Source organism: Rothia sp. 110740021-2 (assembly GCF_054263775.1).
In genome coordinates this window covers 990,656-1,008,588 of sequence record NZ_JBSZFE010000001.1, presented here as the reverse complement: position 1 = coordinate 1,008,588, position 17,933 = coordinate 990,656, and the positions used below count along the sequence as shown (strand labels likewise).

15 protein-coding genes are annotated in these 17,933 nt (G+C 59.9%); 1 reads left to right on the top strand and 14 read right to left on the bottom strand.

Annotation, left to right across the window (positions count from 1 at the left end; genetic code table 11):
• Nucleotides 1-108: 108 nt before the first annotated feature.
• The 14 genes from ACUXHH_RS04175 to ACUXHH_RS04110 form a co-directional block, all read right to left on the bottom strand.
• A complete protein-coding gene (locus ACUXHH_RS04175; RefSeq protein ID WP_458390886.1) occupies nt 109-2,586 on the bottom strand; it encodes a RelA/SpoT family protein in 2,478 nt (825 codons plus the stop codon).
• A gap of 375 nt (nt 2,587-2,961) precedes the next feature.
• Entirely contained in the window at nt 2,962-4,128 is a 1,167-nt protein-coding gene (gene secF / locus ACUXHH_RS04170) for a protein translocase subunit SecF (RefSeq protein WP_458390885.1), read from the bottom strand.
• A gap of 2 nt (nt 4,129-4,130) precedes the next feature.
• Entirely contained in the window at nt 4,131-5,822 is a 1,692-nt protein-coding gene (gene secD / locus ACUXHH_RS04165; protein ID WP_458390884.1) for a protein translocase subunit SecD, read from the bottom strand.
• Between the two features lie 107 nt (nt 5,823-5,929).
• Entirely contained in the window at nt 5,930-6,289 is a 360-nt protein-coding gene (gene yajC / locus ACUXHH_RS04160; RefSeq protein WP_458390883.1) for a preprotein translocase subunit YajC, read from the bottom strand.
• Nucleotides 6,290-6,626: 337 nt separating this feature from the next.
• Complete coding sequence (ruvB, locus tag ACUXHH_RS04155; protein ID WP_458391029.1) at nt 6,627-7,613, bottom strand: Holliday junction branch migration DNA helicase RuvB; 987 nt, start codon at nt 7,611-7,613, stop codon at nt 6,627-6,629.
• 171 nt (nt 7,614-7,784) lie between these two features.
• Nucleotides 7,785-8,405, bottom strand: a complete 621-nt coding sequence (gene ruvA, locus ACUXHH_RS04150) for a Holliday junction branch migration protein RuvA (RefSeq protein ID WP_005505871.1) — start codon at nt 8,403-8,405, stop codon at nt 7,785-7,787.
• Between the two features lie 217 nt (nt 8,406-8,622).
• Complete coding sequence (gene ruvC, locus ACUXHH_RS04145; RefSeq protein ID WP_399536696.1) at nt 8,623-9,312, bottom strand: crossover junction endodeoxyribonuclease RuvC; 690 nt, start codon at nt 9,310-9,312, stop codon at nt 8,623-8,625.
• A gap of 222 nt (nt 9,313-9,534) precedes the next feature.
• Entirely contained in the window at nt 9,535-10,293 is a 759-nt protein-coding gene (locus tag ACUXHH_RS04140) for a YebC/PmpR family DNA-binding transcriptional regulator (RefSeq protein WP_279754108.1), read from the bottom strand.
• 132 nt (nt 10,294-10,425) lie between these two features.
• Nucleotides 10,426-11,193: a type 1 glutamine amidotransferase gene (locus ACUXHH_RS04135; RefSeq protein ID WP_294632585.1), complete on the bottom strand. Its 768-nt coding sequence runs from the start codon at nt 11,191-11,193 to the stop codon at nt 10,426-10,428.
• Nucleotides 11,193-12,476 (bottom strand): Mur ligase family protein, encoded by a 1,284-nt coding sequence (locus ACUXHH_RS04130; protein WP_279754110.1) that lies wholly within the window; start codon nt 12,474-12,476, stop codon nt 11,193-11,195. The genes ACUXHH_RS04135 and ACUXHH_RS04130 overlap by 1 nt, the downstream gene beginning before the upstream one ends.
• A 170-nt stretch (nt 12,477-12,646) precedes the next feature.
• Nucleotides 12,647-13,780, bottom strand: a complete 1,134-nt coding sequence (locus ACUXHH_RS04125) for a hypothetical protein (protein WP_458390882.1) — start codon at nt 13,778-13,780, stop codon at nt 12,647-12,649.
• A 46-nt stretch (nt 13,781-13,826) separates the two neighbouring features.
• Nucleotides 13,827-14,402, bottom strand: coding sequence for an HIT family protein (locus ACUXHH_RS04120; protein WP_279790251.1), 576 nt, complete (start codon nt 14,400-14,402; stop codon nt 13,827-13,829).
• Between the two features lie 87 nt (nt 14,403-14,489).
• The gene (locus ACUXHH_RS04115; protein WP_279754113.1) at nt 14,490-14,621 is read right to left on the bottom strand and encodes a hypothetical protein; all 132 of its coding nucleotides are present in this window, start codon (nt 14,619-14,621) and stop codon (nt 14,490-14,492) included.
• Between the two features lie 447 nt (nt 14,622-15,068).
• The gene (locus tag ACUXHH_RS04110; RefSeq protein WP_279754114.1) at nt 15,069-16,679 is read right to left on the bottom strand and encodes an ion channel; all 1,611 of its coding nucleotides are present in this window, start codon (nt 16,677-16,679) and stop codon (nt 15,069-15,071) included.
• A gap of 238 nt (nt 16,680-16,917) precedes the next feature.
• Between ACUXHH_RS04110 and ACUXHH_RS04105 the strand changes: the two genes are divergently transcribed.
• Entirely contained in the window at nt 16,918-17,832 is a 915-nt protein-coding gene (locus ACUXHH_RS04105) for a hypothetical protein (RefSeq protein WP_279740053.1), read from the top strand.
• Nucleotides 17,833-17,933: the final 101 nt, after the last annotated feature.

Here is a 17,933-nt window from a genome sequence, read left to right as displayed (position 1 = left end):
AAGTCCCCGACCCTCCCCTATGAACGGCGAAAAGCCACATGTGTTTCGAGAAGCCACCAAAGAAGTGGCTTTTCGAAACACATGTGGCTTCTGGGCGTAGAAAAGTATTTACGCCTCCGAGGGTTTCGCGCCGGTCAGGCGGTACGCCTTGTACACGCCCGTCACGTTACGGACCACGTTCAGCACGTGCTCCAGCATGAAGCGGTCACCCAGCTCCAGGGCGAAGCGGTCCACCACGGTACGATCCTCCGAGGTATGCACGCGCGCATCCAGGATGTTCACGCCCGACTCAGAGATTGCACGGATCAGGTCGCTCAGCAGGCCCTTACGGTCCAGCGCCTCCACCTGAATCTGCACACGGTACGTAGCAGTCGGCGAAGACGCCCACTTGACCGTGGTCACGCGCGGCTCCTCATCAGCGTTACGCATGTTCGGGCAATCTCGGCGGTGCACCGAAATACCGTTGTAGCGGGTCACAATGCCGATAATGTCATCCGGAGGAACCGGGGTGCAGCAGCGCGCAATCTTCGTCAACACGCCCTCAGCACCCGGCACAATCACGCCGTTATCGCCAATCGCCTTGCGGGTGGACTTCAGCAGCGTCTCGTCAAAGTCACTGACCTCAACCTCAGGCGCCGGCTCATCGCCGCGATGCACCTCAACCAGAGTTTCGATGACCTGCTTCGGCGCAATCTCATGCTCACCAATCGCACGGTACAGCGACGCCACATCATTCTTGTGCAGCAGCTGAGCCACCTGAGTCATAATCTCCGGGCTCATCATCTTCTGCAACGGCAACTCACTGTTACGCATGCTCTTCGTCAGCATCTCGCGGCCGGCGAGCAGCGCCTCCAGGCGGCGTTCCTTCGCAAAATACTGACGGATCTTCGTGCGAGCGCGTGAGGAGCGAACGAACTTCAGCCAGTCCTCGCTGGGGCCAGCATCCTCGTTCTTCGTTGTCATGATTTCGACGGTGGCGCCGGTGGGCAGGACCGTGTGCAGCGGTACGAGGCGGCCGTTGACCTTCGCGCCGACGGTGCGGTCGCCGACCTCGCTGTGGATGGCGTAGGCAAAGTCCACGGGGGTGGAGCCGTTGGGCAGGGCGATTGCTTCGCCGTTGGGGGTGAGTACGACGATTTCGTCGGTGTCGAGGGTGTCTGCCAGCGACTCGTAGAACTTCTCCGACTCGGGGTTGGAGTTCGAAATTTCGGCGATGGACTGCAGGATGCCGACGTTCATCATCGCCGAGGTCTGGGTGCCCGGCTCCTTCGGGTCCTTCGCGGGCGCGCCGCCACGAGCTGCGACCTTCTCACCGCGCGACGCCGCCTTGTAGCGCCAGTGCGCCGCCACACCATACTCGGCCTCTTCGTGCATCTTGTAGGTGCGGATCTGAATTTCAAGCGGCAGGTTACCCGGACCGTACACAGTCAAATGCAACGACTGGTAGTTATTGTTCTTCGGGTTCTTAATGTAGTCCTTGAAACGACCCGTCATCGACGGCCACAAGGACAGCACGTGACCGAGCACGGTGTAGCACTCTGCCTCTTCCTCAACCATGATACGCACGGCGAGAATGTCATTAATCTCGTCGAAGCTGCGGCCCTTCGTCTTCATCTTCTGATGAATCGAGTAGTAGTGCTTGGGGCGGCCCGTTACGGTCGCCTCAATACCGACCTGCGCCAGGCGCTCCTTAATCTTGGTGCGCGCCTCGTTCAGGAACTTTTCGAGGGCGGGGGTGCGTTCGCCGACCATGCGCACCATTTCGGCGTAAATTTCCGGGCTCATAGCGGCGAAGGACAGGTCCTCCAGCTCCCACTTGATCGTGTTCAGGCCCAGGCGGTGCGCGAGCGGCGCGTAAATCTTTAGGGTCTCTTCTGCCTTCTTCGCGGCAGAAGCCTGCGGCACAAAACGCCAGGTGCGGGCGTTGTGCAAGCGGTCGGCAAGCTTGATGAGCAGCACACGGATGTCCTTGCTCATAGACAGCACGAGCTTACGAATCGTCTCAATGGAGGCGTTCTCGCCATAGGTCATCTTGTCCAGCTTGGTCACGCCGTCGACCAGGTAGGCGACCTCCTCACCGAACTCGTCAGTAAGCTGCTCCATCGTGTAATCGGTGTCTTCCACCGTGTCATGCAGCAGGCCAGCGGCGAGCACGGGGCCGGTCGCGCCCATCTCAGCAAGAATCGCGGTCACAGCAACCGGATGGGTGATGTACGGGTCGCCACTCTTACGCTTCTGACCCTCGTGGCAGCGGTTCGCCACCTCGTAGGCGCGCTGCAGCACCTGGATGTCTTCGTCCGGGTGGTAGCGGCGCACGGCACGCACGACCGGCGCAATCATCGGGGAGAAACGGATAGTGCCGCCGTGCGAATCGGGCGCCTCTATCTTGCCGCTGCGGCTACCGAAGACCAGGCGGTTCGGCACACGTCCGCCAGCAGCCATGACGCGGTGCGAGCCGCGTTTCTTCTTTGCGTCAGACGAATCAGTTTCAGGCAGAGGAATCGGGCCAGCGGGCCGAACCACGGGCTTCTCGGCGGTCCCTGCAGAGTTCTCAGCGTTGGTGTTCACGGCAGGTTCTGCACTCATTCCAGGCTCCTTTGGACGTAACAGCGATGACCTGAACTCCCGAATCTGCTCGTCGTTGAAAGGCGTGGATGCGGGCGTGCAGTATCTTCTACCTTTATCCTACCCAGCGCACGGATATGAGCCAAAATATGTGCGTAAACTATGCCGCGCTGCGAAATATTAGGCCGGTGACACATTAGCCCGGCGAACATGAGGTTCAGCGGGGAACAAGGAGGCGCCACTCCCCCGGCTCTGCTACCCCACGCCACTGCTAGAACAAGCCATGGGGAACAAACCAGCGGATATAAAACCGCGGGCACGCTAAAGGGGAGCCGACACCTCTCGGTATCGACTCCCCTATCGTTAGCGATGCCAGTGGTGCTGGCGGAACGCTGGCTAACCGTTCAGGTTCACGCGGTGAATCTCAATAGTTGCGCGTGCCGGCTTCTTAGCGGGCTTCTCGGTTGCCTTCTCCTCCTCTGCGGATTCCTCAGGCGCCTTAGACTTGCTGGACTTCTCAGCTTCGGCGGGCTCCTCCGAAGAGTCACCCTCAGCCTCGTCAGCGTCCTTGAGGTTGACGCTCTCCACCTTCGCGGTGTGCTCACGAATCTGAGCCTCCCCCAAACGCAGCGAAGCATACAGCGGAGCAGACACGAACAGCGTGCCGAACATGCCCACCAGAATACCCACAAACAGCGACAGGGACAGGTCCTGCAAAGTACCCGCACCCAGGATGAAGGCCCCAATGAACAAGATCGCGCCCACCGGCAGAACACCCACAATAGCGGTATTAATCGAACGGACCAGGGTCTGGTTCACCGCCAGGTTAATCTGCTCGGCAAAGGTCGTGTCACGACGTTCCAGCACATCCTCGGTGTTCTCACGGATCTTATCGAACACCACCACCGAGTCGTACAGCGAGTAGCTCAGAATCGTCAAGAAACCAATAATTGCACTCGGGGTGATCTCGAAACCGAACGCGGCGTACAGGCCAACCGTCACCACCACAGTGAAGAACAGGCCCGCAATAGACGCCAGCGACATCTTCCAGGTACGGAAGTAGAACGCCATACCAATCAGCGCAAGCACCACAAACGCGACCAGACCCCAGAACGCCTGACGGGTCACATCCGCGCCCCAGGTCGGACCCACAAACGAGGAGGTCACGTCATTCTCAGAGACGCCGTAACCCTCCTGCAAAGCGGCCTTCACCTGCAGAGTCTCATCATCGCTGAGCTTGCTCATCTGGGCACGAATCGTACCCGGCGCAATATTGGTTACGCGAACGTCCGAAGCATCCTTCGCCTTCTCGTGAATAATGCGCTCACCCGTAGCAGTATCAACGTGCGCGGTCTTCGAGACCACGAACTCCGAACCGCCGCGGAAATCAATACCCAGGTTGAAGCCACCACCAACAGCCGGAATCAGAACCGAAACGGCCATCAGCACAGTAGCCAGCAGCAGCCACAGGCGGCGCTTACCCACGAAGGGGTACGAGCGGGCACCCGAATGCAGGTCATTACCGAAGCGGGCAAAAGCATTAGGTTTCACATCGGTAGCCATGCTTAGCTCTCCTTCCTCTCATCAGAAGCAGACTCCTCAGACTCAGCGGCGGCACGCTCTGCACGGCGACGCTCAGCAATGCTCAGCTGCTTCTCCCCCGGGCTGCGGAGACGACCGGCACCACGGTACAGCGGCGTAGCGCCCAGCGACTCAGGCGACAAACCCGAATGGCGGTGACCCTCACCGAAGTAACGGGTATTCGCCAGCAGAGTCAGCATCGGGTGGGTGAACAGGTACACGACCACAAGGTCAGCAATCGCAGTCAAACCAAGGGTGAACGCGAAGCCCTTCACCGAACCGACGGACACCACGTACAGCACCACAGCAGCCAGCAGGTTCACAGCCTTCGACGCCAGAATAGTGCGGGATGCACGCTGCCAACCGTGGTTCACCGCCGACGGGATCGTGCGGCCCGCACGGACCTCATCACGGATACGCTCAAAGTAGACGATAAACGAGTCAGCTGTAGCACCAATCGCCACAATCAGACCCGCCACACCAGCCAGGGACAGGCGGTAGTTCAACGCCCAGCCCAGCAGCGCAATCGCCTCGTACGAAATGATGCCCGCAACAATCAGCGACGCAATCGTCACAAAGCCCAGCAGACGGTACTGGAACAGCGAGTACACGAACACCAGCAGCAGACCAATCAGGCCGGTCAGCAGACCCACACGCAGCTGCTCCGAACCCAGGGTCGCAGAAATCTGCTGCTCCGACTGGATCGTGAAGCTAATCGGCAGGGCACCGTACTTGAGTTGATCAGCGAGAGCCTTCGCCTCCTGCTCGGTGAAGTTACCGGTAATCTGCGGCTTACCATCAGAAATCACTGCCTGCGACACCGGGGAAGACAGTACCTTGCCGTCCAGCAGAATTGCGAAGCGGGCACGCGGATCATGTGCGTTCTGCGCACGAATCGCGTTCAGGCGAGAAGTAATGTTCTGGAACTTCTCACGAGCCTCATCGTTGAACTGAATGTTCACAGCCCAACGGCCCGTAGTCACGCCCTGACCGCTCGTCTCCTGCGAGTGGCTTGCGGTAGAAATATCGCTACCGCTCAGCTCCACAGGACCAAGAATGTACTTCTCCTGACCGTCAGTGGAACACGCCACCATCGGCTTAGTCGGGTCCGCGCTATCGGCATCCTCATTGCGTGCCGCGGTGCAGTCCTTCGCCTCATACTGCTTGTACAGGTCCGCAGTAATCCAGTTACGGTCCGAACCATTAGTCGGCTCCGCGGAGGGCTTGGGCAGCTTATCGTCCGCAGTGCGGGCATTCTCAGCTACCGCAGTACCGGCACCAGACAGCAGCACCGGGCGGAACGTCATATTTGCAGACGCCTGAATCAGCTGACGAGTCTCAGCGCTAATCGTTCCGGGAACCGAAACAACCACGTTATTACCCGAGCCGAAGGAGGTCGTAACCTCCGCCTCCGAAACGCCAGCACCATCAACGCGCTGACGAATAATCTCAACCGCCTGATTCAACTGCTCCTGGGAGACGTTCTCATCCGAAGAGCCATTGACCTTCGGAGAAAGAATCATCTGAGTACCACCCGAAAGGTCCAGGGCGAGCTTCGGTGCCCAAGAACCTCCCGAGTAGGTGGTGCCGAAAATACCGGCAGCCATAACAACCATGAGCAGGACCATCGAGAGGAGCGCCCCTCGCGCGGCTGCAAGCGGTGAACGCTTAGCCATAATGTTCCTTCTATGAATATTTTCGTGTGTAGATTTGGTGTTCTACAGATTCCGTAACGCGAAAACCCGACGCCGCTGATGGGGGCGCCGGGCTCATACGCTCTGAACTACTTAGCAGTATCAGAAGAGGTATCGGAAGCGGGAGCTTCGGATGCGGTAGCCTCGTACACGTCCTCAGTCAGGGGTGCTGCGGGGGCCTCCTCCTCAACGACGGCCATAATCGCGTTCAGTGCCAGAGTAATAACAACACCGTCCGCAATCTGAAGCTGCAACTTATTGTTCTCAAAATCAGTGCTGACAACGGTGCCGTAGATGCCGGAACCAGTCATCACCTGGGTGCCGAGGACGAGAGACTGCTGCATTGCGCGCAGTTCCTCCACCTGCTTACGCTGACGCTTCTGGGCGGAGAACATCATCCATGCCAGCAGCGCCATCATGGCAATCATAATCAGGAGGTTAAAATCCATGGTCTCACTTTCACATCCGCACCCGTGCCGCTCACCGCGAGGGTTGAGCCTACCAGAAGGTGTGGAATCGTAGATACAGTACGTATCCATCCTACGCGAGAGCATGAGCTTTAGCGCCCCGAACCAGCATTTTTGTGAGGTTAACCTGAGTTTTGGACTCTCTCGGCGTAATTTCTGTCCCCAGAAGAAGCCCGGCAGAGCCCGATGGAACCCAAAAGCGCCTGCAGAAGAGTTGCAGAAAGATACGTTGCCGAAAAATACAAGGAGCGCACACAGAAAACCCGCAGGAGGCTGATACCTCCCACGGGCTACTGCTGTTTTATCAGTTGATGCGGGACTAGAGCTGAATTTCGGGTGCTTCCAAGCCGAGGTGCTCCCACGCCGCGGGCAGAGCCACACGACCGCGCGGGGTGCGACCAATCAGGCCCTCACGCACCAGGTACGGCTCGGCAACCGTCTCCACGGTCTCAGTCTCCTCACCCACCGCAATAGCGAGGGTAGACAGACCTACCGGGCCGCCGCCGAACTTGTGAATCAGCGCCTCCAGCACGACACGGTCCAGGCGGTCCAGGCCGCGTGAATCCACCTCGTACATGTCCAGCGCGGTTGCGGCATCATGCGCGTTAATACGATCCACGCCGTTCACCAGCGCCCAGTCACGCACACGGCGCAGCAGACGGTTCGCAATACGCGGCGTGCCGCGGGAACGACCAGCAATCTCGGTGAAGCCCTCGGAGGTGATCTGCATGTCCATCAGACCCGCGCTACGGCGAAGTACCAGCTCAAGCTCCTCCACCGAGTAGAACTCCAGGTGACCGGTAAAACCAAAACGGTCACGCAAAGGGCCGGGCAGCAAACCTGCACGGGTCGTCGCACCCACGAGAGTGAACTGCGGCAGCTCCAGCGGAATGGAAGTCGCACCCGCACCCTTACCGACCACAATGTCCACGCGGAAATCTTCCATCGCCATGTACAGCATTTCCTCAGCCGGGCGGCTCATACGGTGAATCTCATCCAGGAACAGCACCTCACCGGGAGTCAGCGAAGACAGAATCGCCGCCAAATCACCCGAATACTGAATCGCCGGGCCGGAGGTGATGCGCAGCGGCGCCTCCATCTCTGCCGCAATAATCATCGCGAGAGTGGTCTTACCCAGACCGGGAGGGCCCGACAGCAACACATGATCGGCGCTACGGCCACGCATCTTTGAAGCCTCCAGCACCAGAGACAGCTGCTGACGCACACGACGCTGACCCACAAAGTCGTCCAGGGACTTAGGGCGCAGTGCTGCCTCAATCATCTTCTCTTCAGGCTCTTCTTCCATCGCCACCAGGCGCTGGGCGGGGGCTGAAGATGCCTGAGTGCCGGGCACCTGACCGGGAAAATACCCGCCGGAAACCAGGGACGCCGCGGGCTGCGGCTCATAGGGATTCTGGCTCATAGAATTCTTCTTTCACAAAAGTTTGAGTGGGATACGTCGAACAGGGCGCGCCGCTTAGTGGCGACCCACCGTGTTCTGAGTACCCAAAGAGGCGAGCACACCGCGCAGAGCCACACCCACCGGCTCAGTCTCTGCGGCAGGGTTGTGCTGCACGTAAGCGTCAATAGCGGCGGAAGCGTCCTTCTCACTCCAGCCCAGGGAGGTGAGAGCGTCAAGCACCTGCGGCTTCCAGACGATGCCCTGACTCAGCGGCAGCTCATCGGTCTGGCCATCACTGAGAATCAGCTTGCCAGCAAGCTCCAGCACAATACGGCGGGCACCCTTCGGACCAATACCGGGAACCTTCGTGAACGCCTTATCGTCACCGGTCGCCACGGCGCGCTCCACCTCTGCGGCAGTGTGAACGCTCAACACCGCCAGGGCAATACGAGGACCAATACCGGACACCGAAAGCATCATATCGAACACTTCACGCTCGGCAGGCTCCGAAAAACCATAGAGAGTCATCGACTCTTCACGCACAATCATGGTGGTCAGCACGGTAGCTTCCTCACCGGTGCGCAGCTTGGAGAGAGTACGCGCAGTCGCGTACACGAGCATGCCGAAACCGTTCACGTTAATCACCGCATGATCAAGGCCCACCTGAGCCACACGACCGGTCAGGGATGCAATCATTTTCTCTCCACCTTTCAACACCGCGCCCACAGATAGAGGCTCACGGCAGTGTGAGGGCACCGGGAACTCCGGCACCCACAGAACGCACTCCCCCAATTCAACGGGGAGACACTACAAGTATATTAGAATATTTCTTCTGAAATCAAGCATATATTCGAACTTCTTAGCGAATATACGCGAGCCAGTGCGAGGGGTACAAAAGCCCACAAAGGCACCTCTAGCGGCGAGCGCGCGCCTCCGCCTCCATCCAGGCACGCTGCGCCGGAGTCAACGACCCGCCACGACGAGCCTGAACAGGGCGTGAACCCTGGTGAGTCTGCGTCTGAGCAGACATGTTAATACCCGAACCGATGCCGCCGCCACGCCAACCGTGACAAATCGCAATCGCCAGAGCATCGGCAGCGTCGGCGGGTTTTGGCATGGAATCCAAACCCAAAATACGGGTCACCATACGACCCACCGATGCCTTATCGGCACGGCCGCTACCGGTCACGGCCGCCTTCACCTCCGAAGGGGTATGGAAGAACACCGGCACGCCGCGCATTGCAGCCGCAGAAATCACCGCACCCGAAGCATGCGCCGTACCGATCACCGTGTTCACCTGTTCCTGGGCGAAGACACGCTCAATGGCGAGGGCGTCCGGCTTGTAGGTGTCGAGCCAGTGGGAGGCGGCGTTGAAAATCCAGAAAATACGCTGGTCCAGGGACTCCGCCGGGATCGTGCCAGCAACACCCACGTTCACGAAGTGCGCCTTACGATTAGCAGTCATATCAAGCATGGAGAAGCCACAGCGAGTCAGACCAGGATCAACGCCCATAATGCGGGTCGCACCCGAAACACGCTCCACAGCGGTGGCGGTATGATTCTCACGCATGCTATCGCGTGCGGCAGGTTGAGCGGCAGACATCATCTCCCCTTTCGACAAACTTCCTCTAGAATCTCTAGATTCTAGCCCTTCAGAATCCTAGCACCCGGCACCAGGGCACGCCATGAGAACGGTCACCACGAGTACGGCCACTACTCGTGCCATCCCCAAGACGCTAAGAAGCCACTCCCCCAACCAGCCACCCTACGGCGGCTCGATTAAAGGAGCGGCTTCTTCAAACGTCAGATATCAGAATCCGAGGGATTACTCAGCTTCCAGCTCTGCCATAACCTCAGCAGAAACATTAGCGTTAGAGTAGACGTTCTGAACGTCGTCAAGCTCTTCAATAGCGTCTGCCAGCTTCATGAACTTCTTAGCACCCTCAGCGTCCAGGTCAACCTGCATAGTCGGGCGGAAGACCGGGTCGTCATTGTTATACTCGAGCTCAGCCTCGTCCAGCGCCTTACGGATCTCGGGCAGGTCGGTTGCTGCGGAAACAACGGTGAACACGTCGCCCTCGTCCAGAACCTCTTCAGCGCCTGCATCCAGAACAGCCATCAGAACGTCATCCTCGGTCAGGCCGTCAGTCTTGGTGACCTCAGCAACGCCCTTACGCTCGAAGAGGAACGCAACCGAACCCTGGTCAGCCATGGTACCGCCGTTACGGGTCACAGCCAGGCGAACCTCAGACGCTGCACGGTTACGGTTATCAGTCAGACACTCAATGTACAGAGCGGTACCCTGCGGGCCGCGTGCTTCGTACATGATTTCGGTGTAGTCAATGGTCTCACCGGTCAGGCCAGCGCCACGCTTGATTGCGCGGTCAATGTTGTCGTTAGGAACGGAGTTCTTCTTCGCCTTCGACACAGCCAGGTCAAGAGCGGGGTTACCAGCAATATCAGCACCGCCCATACGTGCTGCAACTTCAATTGCCTTAATGAACTTCGCGAAGGCCTTCGCACGCTTAGCGTCAATAGCGGCCTTCTTGTGCTTAGTAGTCGCCCATTTAGAGTGACCGGACATTCGTATCTCCCTTAGTCAAAACCTCCGTGCGGGCACGGCGAAACGTCCCACGCACCGTACTGTACTCACATAACTATACCGTAGCGGAGGCGCACACCACCTCAGAAAGTGCACGCCACCACCAGGAATAGGTTAGCGGGGGCGAGACGCAGCCGAAGCGCGTGCCTTCTCCACCAGCGAGTCGTCAATCGTGTTCGGCGTGAACTCGCCAAACTTACGCTGAGCCGCCTGCTCAATCAGGTAGTCCGAAATCTTCGGGTTCTTCGGCAGCAGCGAACCGTGCAGGTAGGTGCCAATCACGTTGTGCACGCGCGCACCCTCATACGCATCGGTCACGTTGTTGCCCTCGCCCTTGGTGACGGTCGCCAGCGGGGTGCAGCCGGAACCCAGGTAAGTCAGGCCCGAGTGGTTTTCAAAACCAATCACGGTGCCGAACTCCTCAGACTCCTCAACAATGTTGCCGATCAGGCGGTCATCGCCGCCGACCGTGTGCGCATCAAAAATGCCGATACCCTTCAGCGCCTCACCCTCACGGGTGCGGAATTCCTTGCCGAACAGCTGGTACAGGCCACAAATGACGAGCATCGGCACGCCAGCCTCAGCCAGCGAGCGCAGCGTGTCACCGTTCGCGTGCAGGTCATCCTGAATCACGGACTGACCCGAGTCCTGGCCGCCGCCGCCCAGAATGATGTCAACATCTTCCGGGAAAGGCTGACCGGGGTTGTGGTCCAGAATCTGCACGTCAAAGCCGTGCGCCTGCGCGCGACGAGCCAACGCCAGAGTGTTACCCCAGTCGCCGTAAATGTTCATGTCGAGCGGGTACAGCTGCAGAATACGCAGAGTCTTACCGTTATTGGGGCCGGAGGCGGGGGTGCCCTCAAAAGTGTGAGTTGCCGTCATTAGGAAACCCTCTCAACGTCAGTGATCTTTGCGAGCTCTTCACGCAGAGCCAGCATTGCGGTGTAGGTGCAGAAAATACGCATGGGCGCGTTACCGCTGGAGGCAATGAAGCCCTTGAGCGCATCGGCGAGGTTCTCGTTGACCTCGTCAACCTTCACGCCGTCATGCTCCAAGCGCAGCGCCATATCCCAGGCACGCACACCCGAAACCATCTGCACGCCGGTCTTCTTCAAGCTGTCGAAGTCAACATCCCACAGCCAGGACACGTCACGACCGTCAGCGTACTGATCGTTAATCGTGATCATGGTGGCGTAGTCGTCAGCGTTCGCGCTCGCCAGGGACAGGCGGAAACCGCTCGGGTTCTTCACCAGCAGCAGCTGCAGCGGGCGGCCGTTCACGTTCAGGGTCTCACCGCGACCGAAGGCGGGGGTAATCTTCGTCAGCTCCGCAATGAGCTTATCTTCGTTGAGCTTCTCACCCATGACGGCGCGGGTCAGAGCCATAGCGCCAGCCGCGTTGAAGATGTTGTAAATGCCGTAGAGGTTGATCTCGCCGACTCGCTCCACACCCGCCAGGTCGAAGGTTGCGGAGGTGCCGGAGAACGCGGTCAGGGTGACGTCTGCCTCGGGCAGGGTTGCCTTCGCGACGGTGCCGCCGCGCATCTCATCGTCCGAGGGGAAGTACGAGCGCAGGGACTCATCCAGGCCGTAATACTTGACGGTCACGCCCGGCTGCACGTTCTCAGCGAGGGAGCGGATACGCGGGTCCTCACGGTTGAGCACCACGGTACCGGTCGTTGCGGAGGCGACGGTCGCCAGCATGCGGCGGGTCGTGTCAATCTCACCGAAGCGGTCCAGCTGGTCACGCAGAACGTTCAGCAGCAGGGCGTAGTCGGGCTTGACGGCCTTCACGAAGTGCACGGCGTGCGCCTCATCCAGCTCAAGCACAGCGATATCAGCGTCAAGCTTGCCGCCGAGGGTCATCTCGCCCAGCAGTGCCGCAGCGACACCGCGCACAAAGTTCGAACCGGTACGGTTAGTGAAAACCTTCAGACCCTGAGCTTCAAGCAGCTGCACAGCCATCTTCGTGGTGGTGGTCTTACCGTTCGTGCCGGAGACAACAACGACGCCGTAGGGCAGCTTCGCGAGCTCTTCAGCGACGAAGTCGGGGTGCAATTTTTCCATGACAAGGCCGGGGAAGGCGGAGCCGCCGCCGCGAAGCTTAGTCGCGGCGCGTACGCCCTGGCCGAGAAGACGAATGAGGGGTTTGGACATGCTTACCATTTTAGTACACGCACGCCAGCGGCTGAATGGTCCGCCGGGCTCGTTCGCTCATGCCGGACGGGGCGGGGTGCGGGGATTTTGGTGCGGGGGTGCGGGGTTTTGGTTCAGGGGGTTTGGTGCGGGGCTCCGGCTAGGGCGGCGCACCGGGGGTATTAGAAGAGCGAGCCCTTTTAGAACAGAGAACCCTGCACCCTCACCCGCGTGAACTCCTGTGCCGGCTCCACCAGCACATTCCGCCACGCGGCAGTATTCACCAGGAACGCCGCGTCAGCATCGCCGGTGTGGGCGCTCAAAAACTGACCCGCCGCGCCCGTGCAGAAGAAACCAGCCGACCCGCTCTCAGTTCCGGAACCACCCAGGCCAGGATCACCCAAACCGGAATCACAGGGCGCCAGCGGTTCGGGCGATTGCGCCCGCAGAGCCGCGTACGGGCGGTTCATGGCGAGCGATGGAATCCACGGCTCATCCAGGGCGGTGAGCGGCACCTCCGGGTCGGTGTGCGCCAGTTCGGCGAGCGCTTCGCGGGCGCGGGCGACCGCCTCCTGATGGGCAGTGCGAAGCTGCGCGCCGGGCAGCGGGTTCGTCCAGGCGCGGTACTTGCTCGCCACCTGCTTGACCTGCGGAATCTTCGCGAGGGCGGTCACGGCGTCTTCGGCGCGGCGAATGGCAAGCCCATCGGGTGCGAGCGCAATGTAGGTGGCGGTGGCGACCGCCTGCTCATCCAGGCGGCGCGGGGTCGAATGCAGGGAGCTCGTGCCGACCTTGTGCGTGCCGTCGGGGAAGGTCGCGATGTAGAGGCGATGCTCCAGCATGGCATAGGCGCGCATGGATTCGGTGAGTGTTCCGGGGTACAGGTGCGCGCTATGCAGAGCGGTAAATTCGTCGCGGGCGGTGCAGCACGGACACTGCTGACCGCGCTGGATGCGGGTACTTTCGGGGCAGGGTACACGGCGGATTCCGGCGGAGACTCCCCGGGTTTCGGGAGCTGCGTCATCGCTTACGCCGATGGTGTAGCCGGCGCAGTAGCGGTAGGGCTCCCCCTCACTATCGCGTGGAATGCGCAACCCCAGGTAGGCTCCGGGGGTCAGCGGAATCTGGATGCGAACCCCACTCGGAACGCCACGCTGCGCGGGCACGACCGGTTCTACCTCAATGAGCGGGCGGCGATTGGACCAGCGAATCTGCCTCCAAATCAGTAGCTGCGGCGCACCTGCAGAATTACCAGTAGCACCGGCTTCATTACCGGCGGCGGGCACAGCACTAAACTCATCGAAAGCAGTCTCAAGCAGATTGGGGTAGTCCATAGCATTCCACTCTAGCGGACCGAAGTTTCTATCGGCCCTGCACCCCTTAGCTGAGGCGAGCAAACCCCTCCGCAATAGCCACACGCATATCATCCAGCGTGCGTGACATGGTCTTGGTGTGAGCGATAATCGGCAGGAAATTCGTGTCCCCACTCCAGCGCGGCAGAATATGCTGATGCAGGTGATCAGCAATGCCCGCGCCGCCCACCTTACCCTGATTCATGCCGATATTGAAGCCGTCATTATGCGACACCTCACGTAGAACCTTCATGGCGAGCTGGGTCAGCTGCGCAATCTCAATAGTTTCCGCCTCGGTCGCATCATCGTAGAACGGGATGTGGCGGTACGGGCAGATGAGCAGGTGCCCGGGGTTGTACGGGTAGAGATTGAGAATCACAAAAGCGTGCTCGCCACGGTGCACAATCAGCGACTCCTCGTCACTGCGGCTGGGCGCAGTGCAGAAGGGGCAGGTCTTCTCGGTGTAGTCCTTCTGGCCGCCACTCACGTAGGCGGTGCGGTGAGGGGTCCACAGGCGCTGGAACTGGTCCGGTGCGCCGGGTAGCTCGAAGGAATCCTGCACCGAGGCTGCGGTGCTGTGCTCGGGGGTCGTGTTCTCGCTCATAGTCCCATTCTATAGCCCGCACGCAGCAACGGGAATGCCCGGTCCGTCATGCGTGCCAGATATGAGATAACTCCCCCGGCAGCGCGCCTAGCCGTGAAGCTTTTCCAGGCGAATGATACGGGTGGCACCCTCAAAGGTCATGGGGAAAAACAGCACGCCGTCTTCTAGGATGAATTCCTTGGCTTCCTGGTCGGAGGCGTTATTCGTGCGGATGCGCACGCGGTGAGGGTGAGCGCGCCGAGTATTACGAGCGCACTCAGAGTGGACTTAGGTGCCAGAAAAGTGTCCTAACAGAGTATGTGTTTGAGTGAGTTTGTGAGTTGAGTGGTGCCTCCTGCCCGTGAGTGAGGTGGGGATACGACAACACCCCGTAGCGTATTTGGGCTACAGGGTGCTCGGTCATCGGCACATAGCTAGTTTATATGCTCTGGCTAGGAGTTTCATTAGTGACGGTTATTTTTTAAAAGATCGTTTGGTTACATTAGACCTTAAGTTAAGTGGTTTATTCACACAAGAACCCCAATGTGCCCTCTGCGCGGGCTCATTTTGCTCCGACAAGCCACAACATGACATCTGGCGAAGGCTTTCCGAATTTCTACCGCGGATTTCCACCACACCACAGGCAAAACCCACGATTTCGCTACAGATAACAGCAGAACTCAACAACTATTTGTGAGAGCGCAACGCGAACTTCTCACGAATAATCGTGAGCGTCTGGCGAGTCTCCTCCAGCAGGGCGACCGGCTCCTGCTCACACACCGCAACCTCATGAGAGGTCGAGGGATTGGCGGGTTCAGCATCATCTGGAGCAGCACCCACGGCGGTAAAATCGGCGGCACTAAAACCGGCGCGGCGTGCCGCCTCCGGAGGGATCGGGTGCACGCCGTCCTCATCCACAACCTCACGCAACGTGTAGTCGTGGGCTTCACGGCGCGCATACTCACGAGCCAGCAGGGCACGCAACTCAGAAATCTCCTGGCGAAGATCGTCCACGTCAGCCTTGGTTGCGGGGTACTCCTGCTCCTCCCTGCCACCAAACTTTTCGATAATCCAGCTCGCGAGCGCACCGGTAGCAACCGCGACCAAGCCCCCGCCGTACAGCATGACGATCACGGCGATGACCCTGCCGATACCGGTGACCGGGTAAACGTCTCCGTAGCCGACCGTGGCGAGGGTCGTGAACATCCACCAGTAGGCGGTGGGCAGGTCACGAATCATCGCGCCCGGCTCGGAGGACTCCACCGAATAGATCGACAGGGCAAACATGATGATGAAGATCGCGGTGTAGCCGAAGAGCTTCATCCCCAGTTCGGAGAGCCTCTTATATTGGCGGTTGGTGGTCAGGTGCATCATGGCGAGGAAGCTGACAATACGCCACGCGGGCAGCAGCACGATGGCCAGGTTCATCAGGTTGTGCGTGATGAAGTAGAGTCGCCGCGGCGCCAGGTACAGGCGCACGCAGTAGTCGGCGGCGAAGAGGCCCCACAGAATCATCTGAATGATGTTGAGGTACCCGTCGTACGGCTCCTGAATGCGTGTGCTCATGATGGGCGCGGCGAACGCGAGCAGGTACAGCACGGACGCCACGAACATGGGCGTGGAGGAGCGGTCTTCCCACGCGGCCAGGTTCTTCTCGCCGCGGTACTTGCTGAGCGTGCGGAAGAGGCGGGTTCGCGGAGTGCGACGCGGCGGGTCCGTGACGGTGCGGGTGACCGTGCGAATGGTCGTGGTGTGCGTTTCAGGTTCGCCTACATCAATAATCTCGGCGTCACCATCGGGGTTACCCTGGGTGCCCGCTTTCTGGTCGCCCTTGCCGTGCGGGTGATGCGTGGTGCGGGTGATGCGACGCTCCTCGCGGTGCGTACCGTCCGGCGCGTCGGTGGTGGCGTATTCTTCGACGACCTCTTCGTAGTCGTCGTCGGGGTCCAGGTCGGTGGAGTAGACGGAGTGGGTGCTGTCCAGGCGGGCGCTATCAATCTGCACGGCATCAACCTGTACTGCCTCCATGCCGGGGGCGGTAGCCTCTGCGGGGCTACTTGCTGCAGCACTAGTTTTGGCGGCACTGGATTCTGCCGGTGCCGACTGGGTATAACCAGCCTTCGTGGTATTCTCAGCGGCGGCTTCAGATGCGGTAGTTTCAGATGCAACAGTTTCAGGGCGCGCAGACGCACCCACCGGGCTGTTCCCCGGAATATTGCCCGAGGTATTCCCCGAGGTATTGGGTGCTGTGCCGTTCTTTACCGTGTTGTCTGTCTGGTTCTGTTCTGCCTTATCCATAGTGTGAATGATACTCCACGCCGTTGCGTTTGCGTTTCTATTTCGTTGCACTGTGGTCTTCGTCTGGCGGTCTTTACGCCGTGCTGTGGTCTTTGCACGGTGAGCATTTAACCTGACACAATATGTGGTGTATCCATCACGTCGGTTGCGCCGCCCCGCAATGTTACTGCCTCGCAGTGTTGCTGCCCCGTTGCGTTGCGGTCCCGTTGCGTTGCCGACCCGCACATCGGAGTGCTTCATGCCTTCACACACCGCCGCTTTCCAGACCCTGTTCTTCCGCCAGTCAGGTTTCCGCCAGCTGGGCGCGAGCCTCTGCCTGTCAGGTGCGCTCGCCGTCGCCCTGGGTGGGTGCGCCACCTTGAATTCCTCCCCTTCTGCTTCTGCGGAGGCTTCGTCTGAGCCGACGGCGGCGAGCCACGCAACGGCGCCGGTGATTCAGGATTCTGAGGGTTTCCGCCTGTTTACGGGCCGCGGCGCGGTTGAGGAGGCGGTCTTTGAGGGCCCCGCGGCTCCCGCTACTTATTCGTATGTGGAGTTTGAGCGTCGCGGTGAGCCTGAGGGCACTATGAAGGTTTCGGTCGCGGACGGTTCGGGTACCACGGTTGAGGTGATTGCTGGCGGTTCGGGTGAGGGTGCGGGCGTGTGGGTTCGTAATACGGCGAGCGCGACGGCGCCGAGTCCTTCTAGTACCGGTCCTTCTGGTTCCGCTAAGTCTGCCGGTGCGGTGAGTGTGCCGTATAGTTCGGCGCGTGTGACGGCTTCGACCTCGCAGCTGACTGATGACGCGCAGTGGATGGTATCGGTTCGTGCGGCGGGCGTGGATGCTTCGGGCAAGTTCACTGCGCCTGATGGTGTGCCATTGACGAGTCAGGGCGCGGAGGTTGGTGAGATTCAGATGCAGGGCAGCCGCGGTTTTGTGCACGATACGGGTGCGAGCGGCGGTTCGGTGGCTGTGGAGAACCGTTCGGGTGCGAAGATGACGGTGTATTGTGCGGGTGTGGATCGTAAGGAGCGTAGTGTGCCTGCGGGTGGTCGCGTGTTTGTGGAGGATTTGGGGGTGCGTGCTTCGGCGGGTTCTCCCCTGTTTTGTGGTGTGGTGACTTCTGATAGTGCTGCTAGCTGGAATGTTACGGCGCTCGGCGGTCGCGCCTAACAGCAGCCGCAGCGTTCAGAGTGTGGTGGGTGCGCCTCCGCAAGCCCGCGCTTACTCCCCCGGAAAACCAGCAAACACGCGGCAAAGCTACGCATCAGCAC

Coding starts and splice junctions, on each gene's coding strand:
- ACUXHH_RS04175 (WP_458390886.1), bottom strand. CDS start 2,586: ATGAGTGCAGAACCTGCCGTGAACACCAACGCTGAGAACTCTGCAGGG.
- ACUXHH_RS04135 (WP_294632585.1), bottom strand. CDS start 11,193: ATGACGGCAACTCACACTTTTGAGGGCACCCCCGCCTCCGGCCCCAAT.
- ACUXHH_RS04110 (WP_279754114.1), bottom strand. CDS start 16,679: ATGGATAAGGCAGAACAGAACCAGACAGACAACACGGTAAAGAACGGC.
- ACUXHH_RS04130 (WP_279754110.1), bottom strand. CDS start 12,476: ATGGTAAGCATGTCCAAACCCCTCATTCGTCTTCTCGGCCAGGGCGTA.
- ACUXHH_RS04125 (WP_458390882.1), bottom strand. CDS start 13,780: ATGGACTACCCCAATCTGCTTGAGACTGCTTTCGATGAGTTTAGTGCT.
- secF (WP_458390885.1), bottom strand. CDS start 4,128: ATGGCTACCGATGTGAAACCTAATGCTTTTGCCCGCTTCGGTAATGAC.
- secD (WP_458390884.1), bottom strand. CDS start 5,822: ATGGCTAAGCGTTCACCGCTTGCAGCCGCGCGAGGGGCGCTCCTCTCG.
- ACUXHH_RS04120 (WP_279790251.1), bottom strand. CDS start 14,402: ATGAGCGAGAACACGACCCCCGAGCACAGCACCGCAGCCTCGGTGCAG.
- ACUXHH_RS04140 (WP_279754108.1), bottom strand. CDS start 10,293: ATGTCCGGTCACTCTAAATGGGCGACTACTAAGCACAAGAAGGCCGCT.
- ruvB (WP_458391029.1), bottom strand. CDS start 7,613: ATGGAAGAAGAGCCTGAAGAGAAGATGATTGAGGCAGCACTGCGCCCT.
- ruvA (WP_005505871.1), bottom strand. CDS start 8,405: ATGATTGCATCCCTGACCGGTCGTGTGGCTCAGGTGGGCCTTGATCAT.
- yajC (WP_458390883.1), bottom strand. CDS start 6,289: ATGGATTTTAACCTCCTGATTATGATTGCCATGATGGCGCTGCTGGCA.
- ACUXHH_RS04105 (WP_279740053.1), top strand. CDS start 16,918: ATGCCTTCACACACCGCCGCTTTCCAGACCCTGTTCTTCCGCCAGTCA.
- ruvC (WP_399536696.1), bottom strand. CDS start 9,312: ATGTCTGCCGCTCAACCTGCCGCACGCGATAGCATGCGTGAGAATCAT.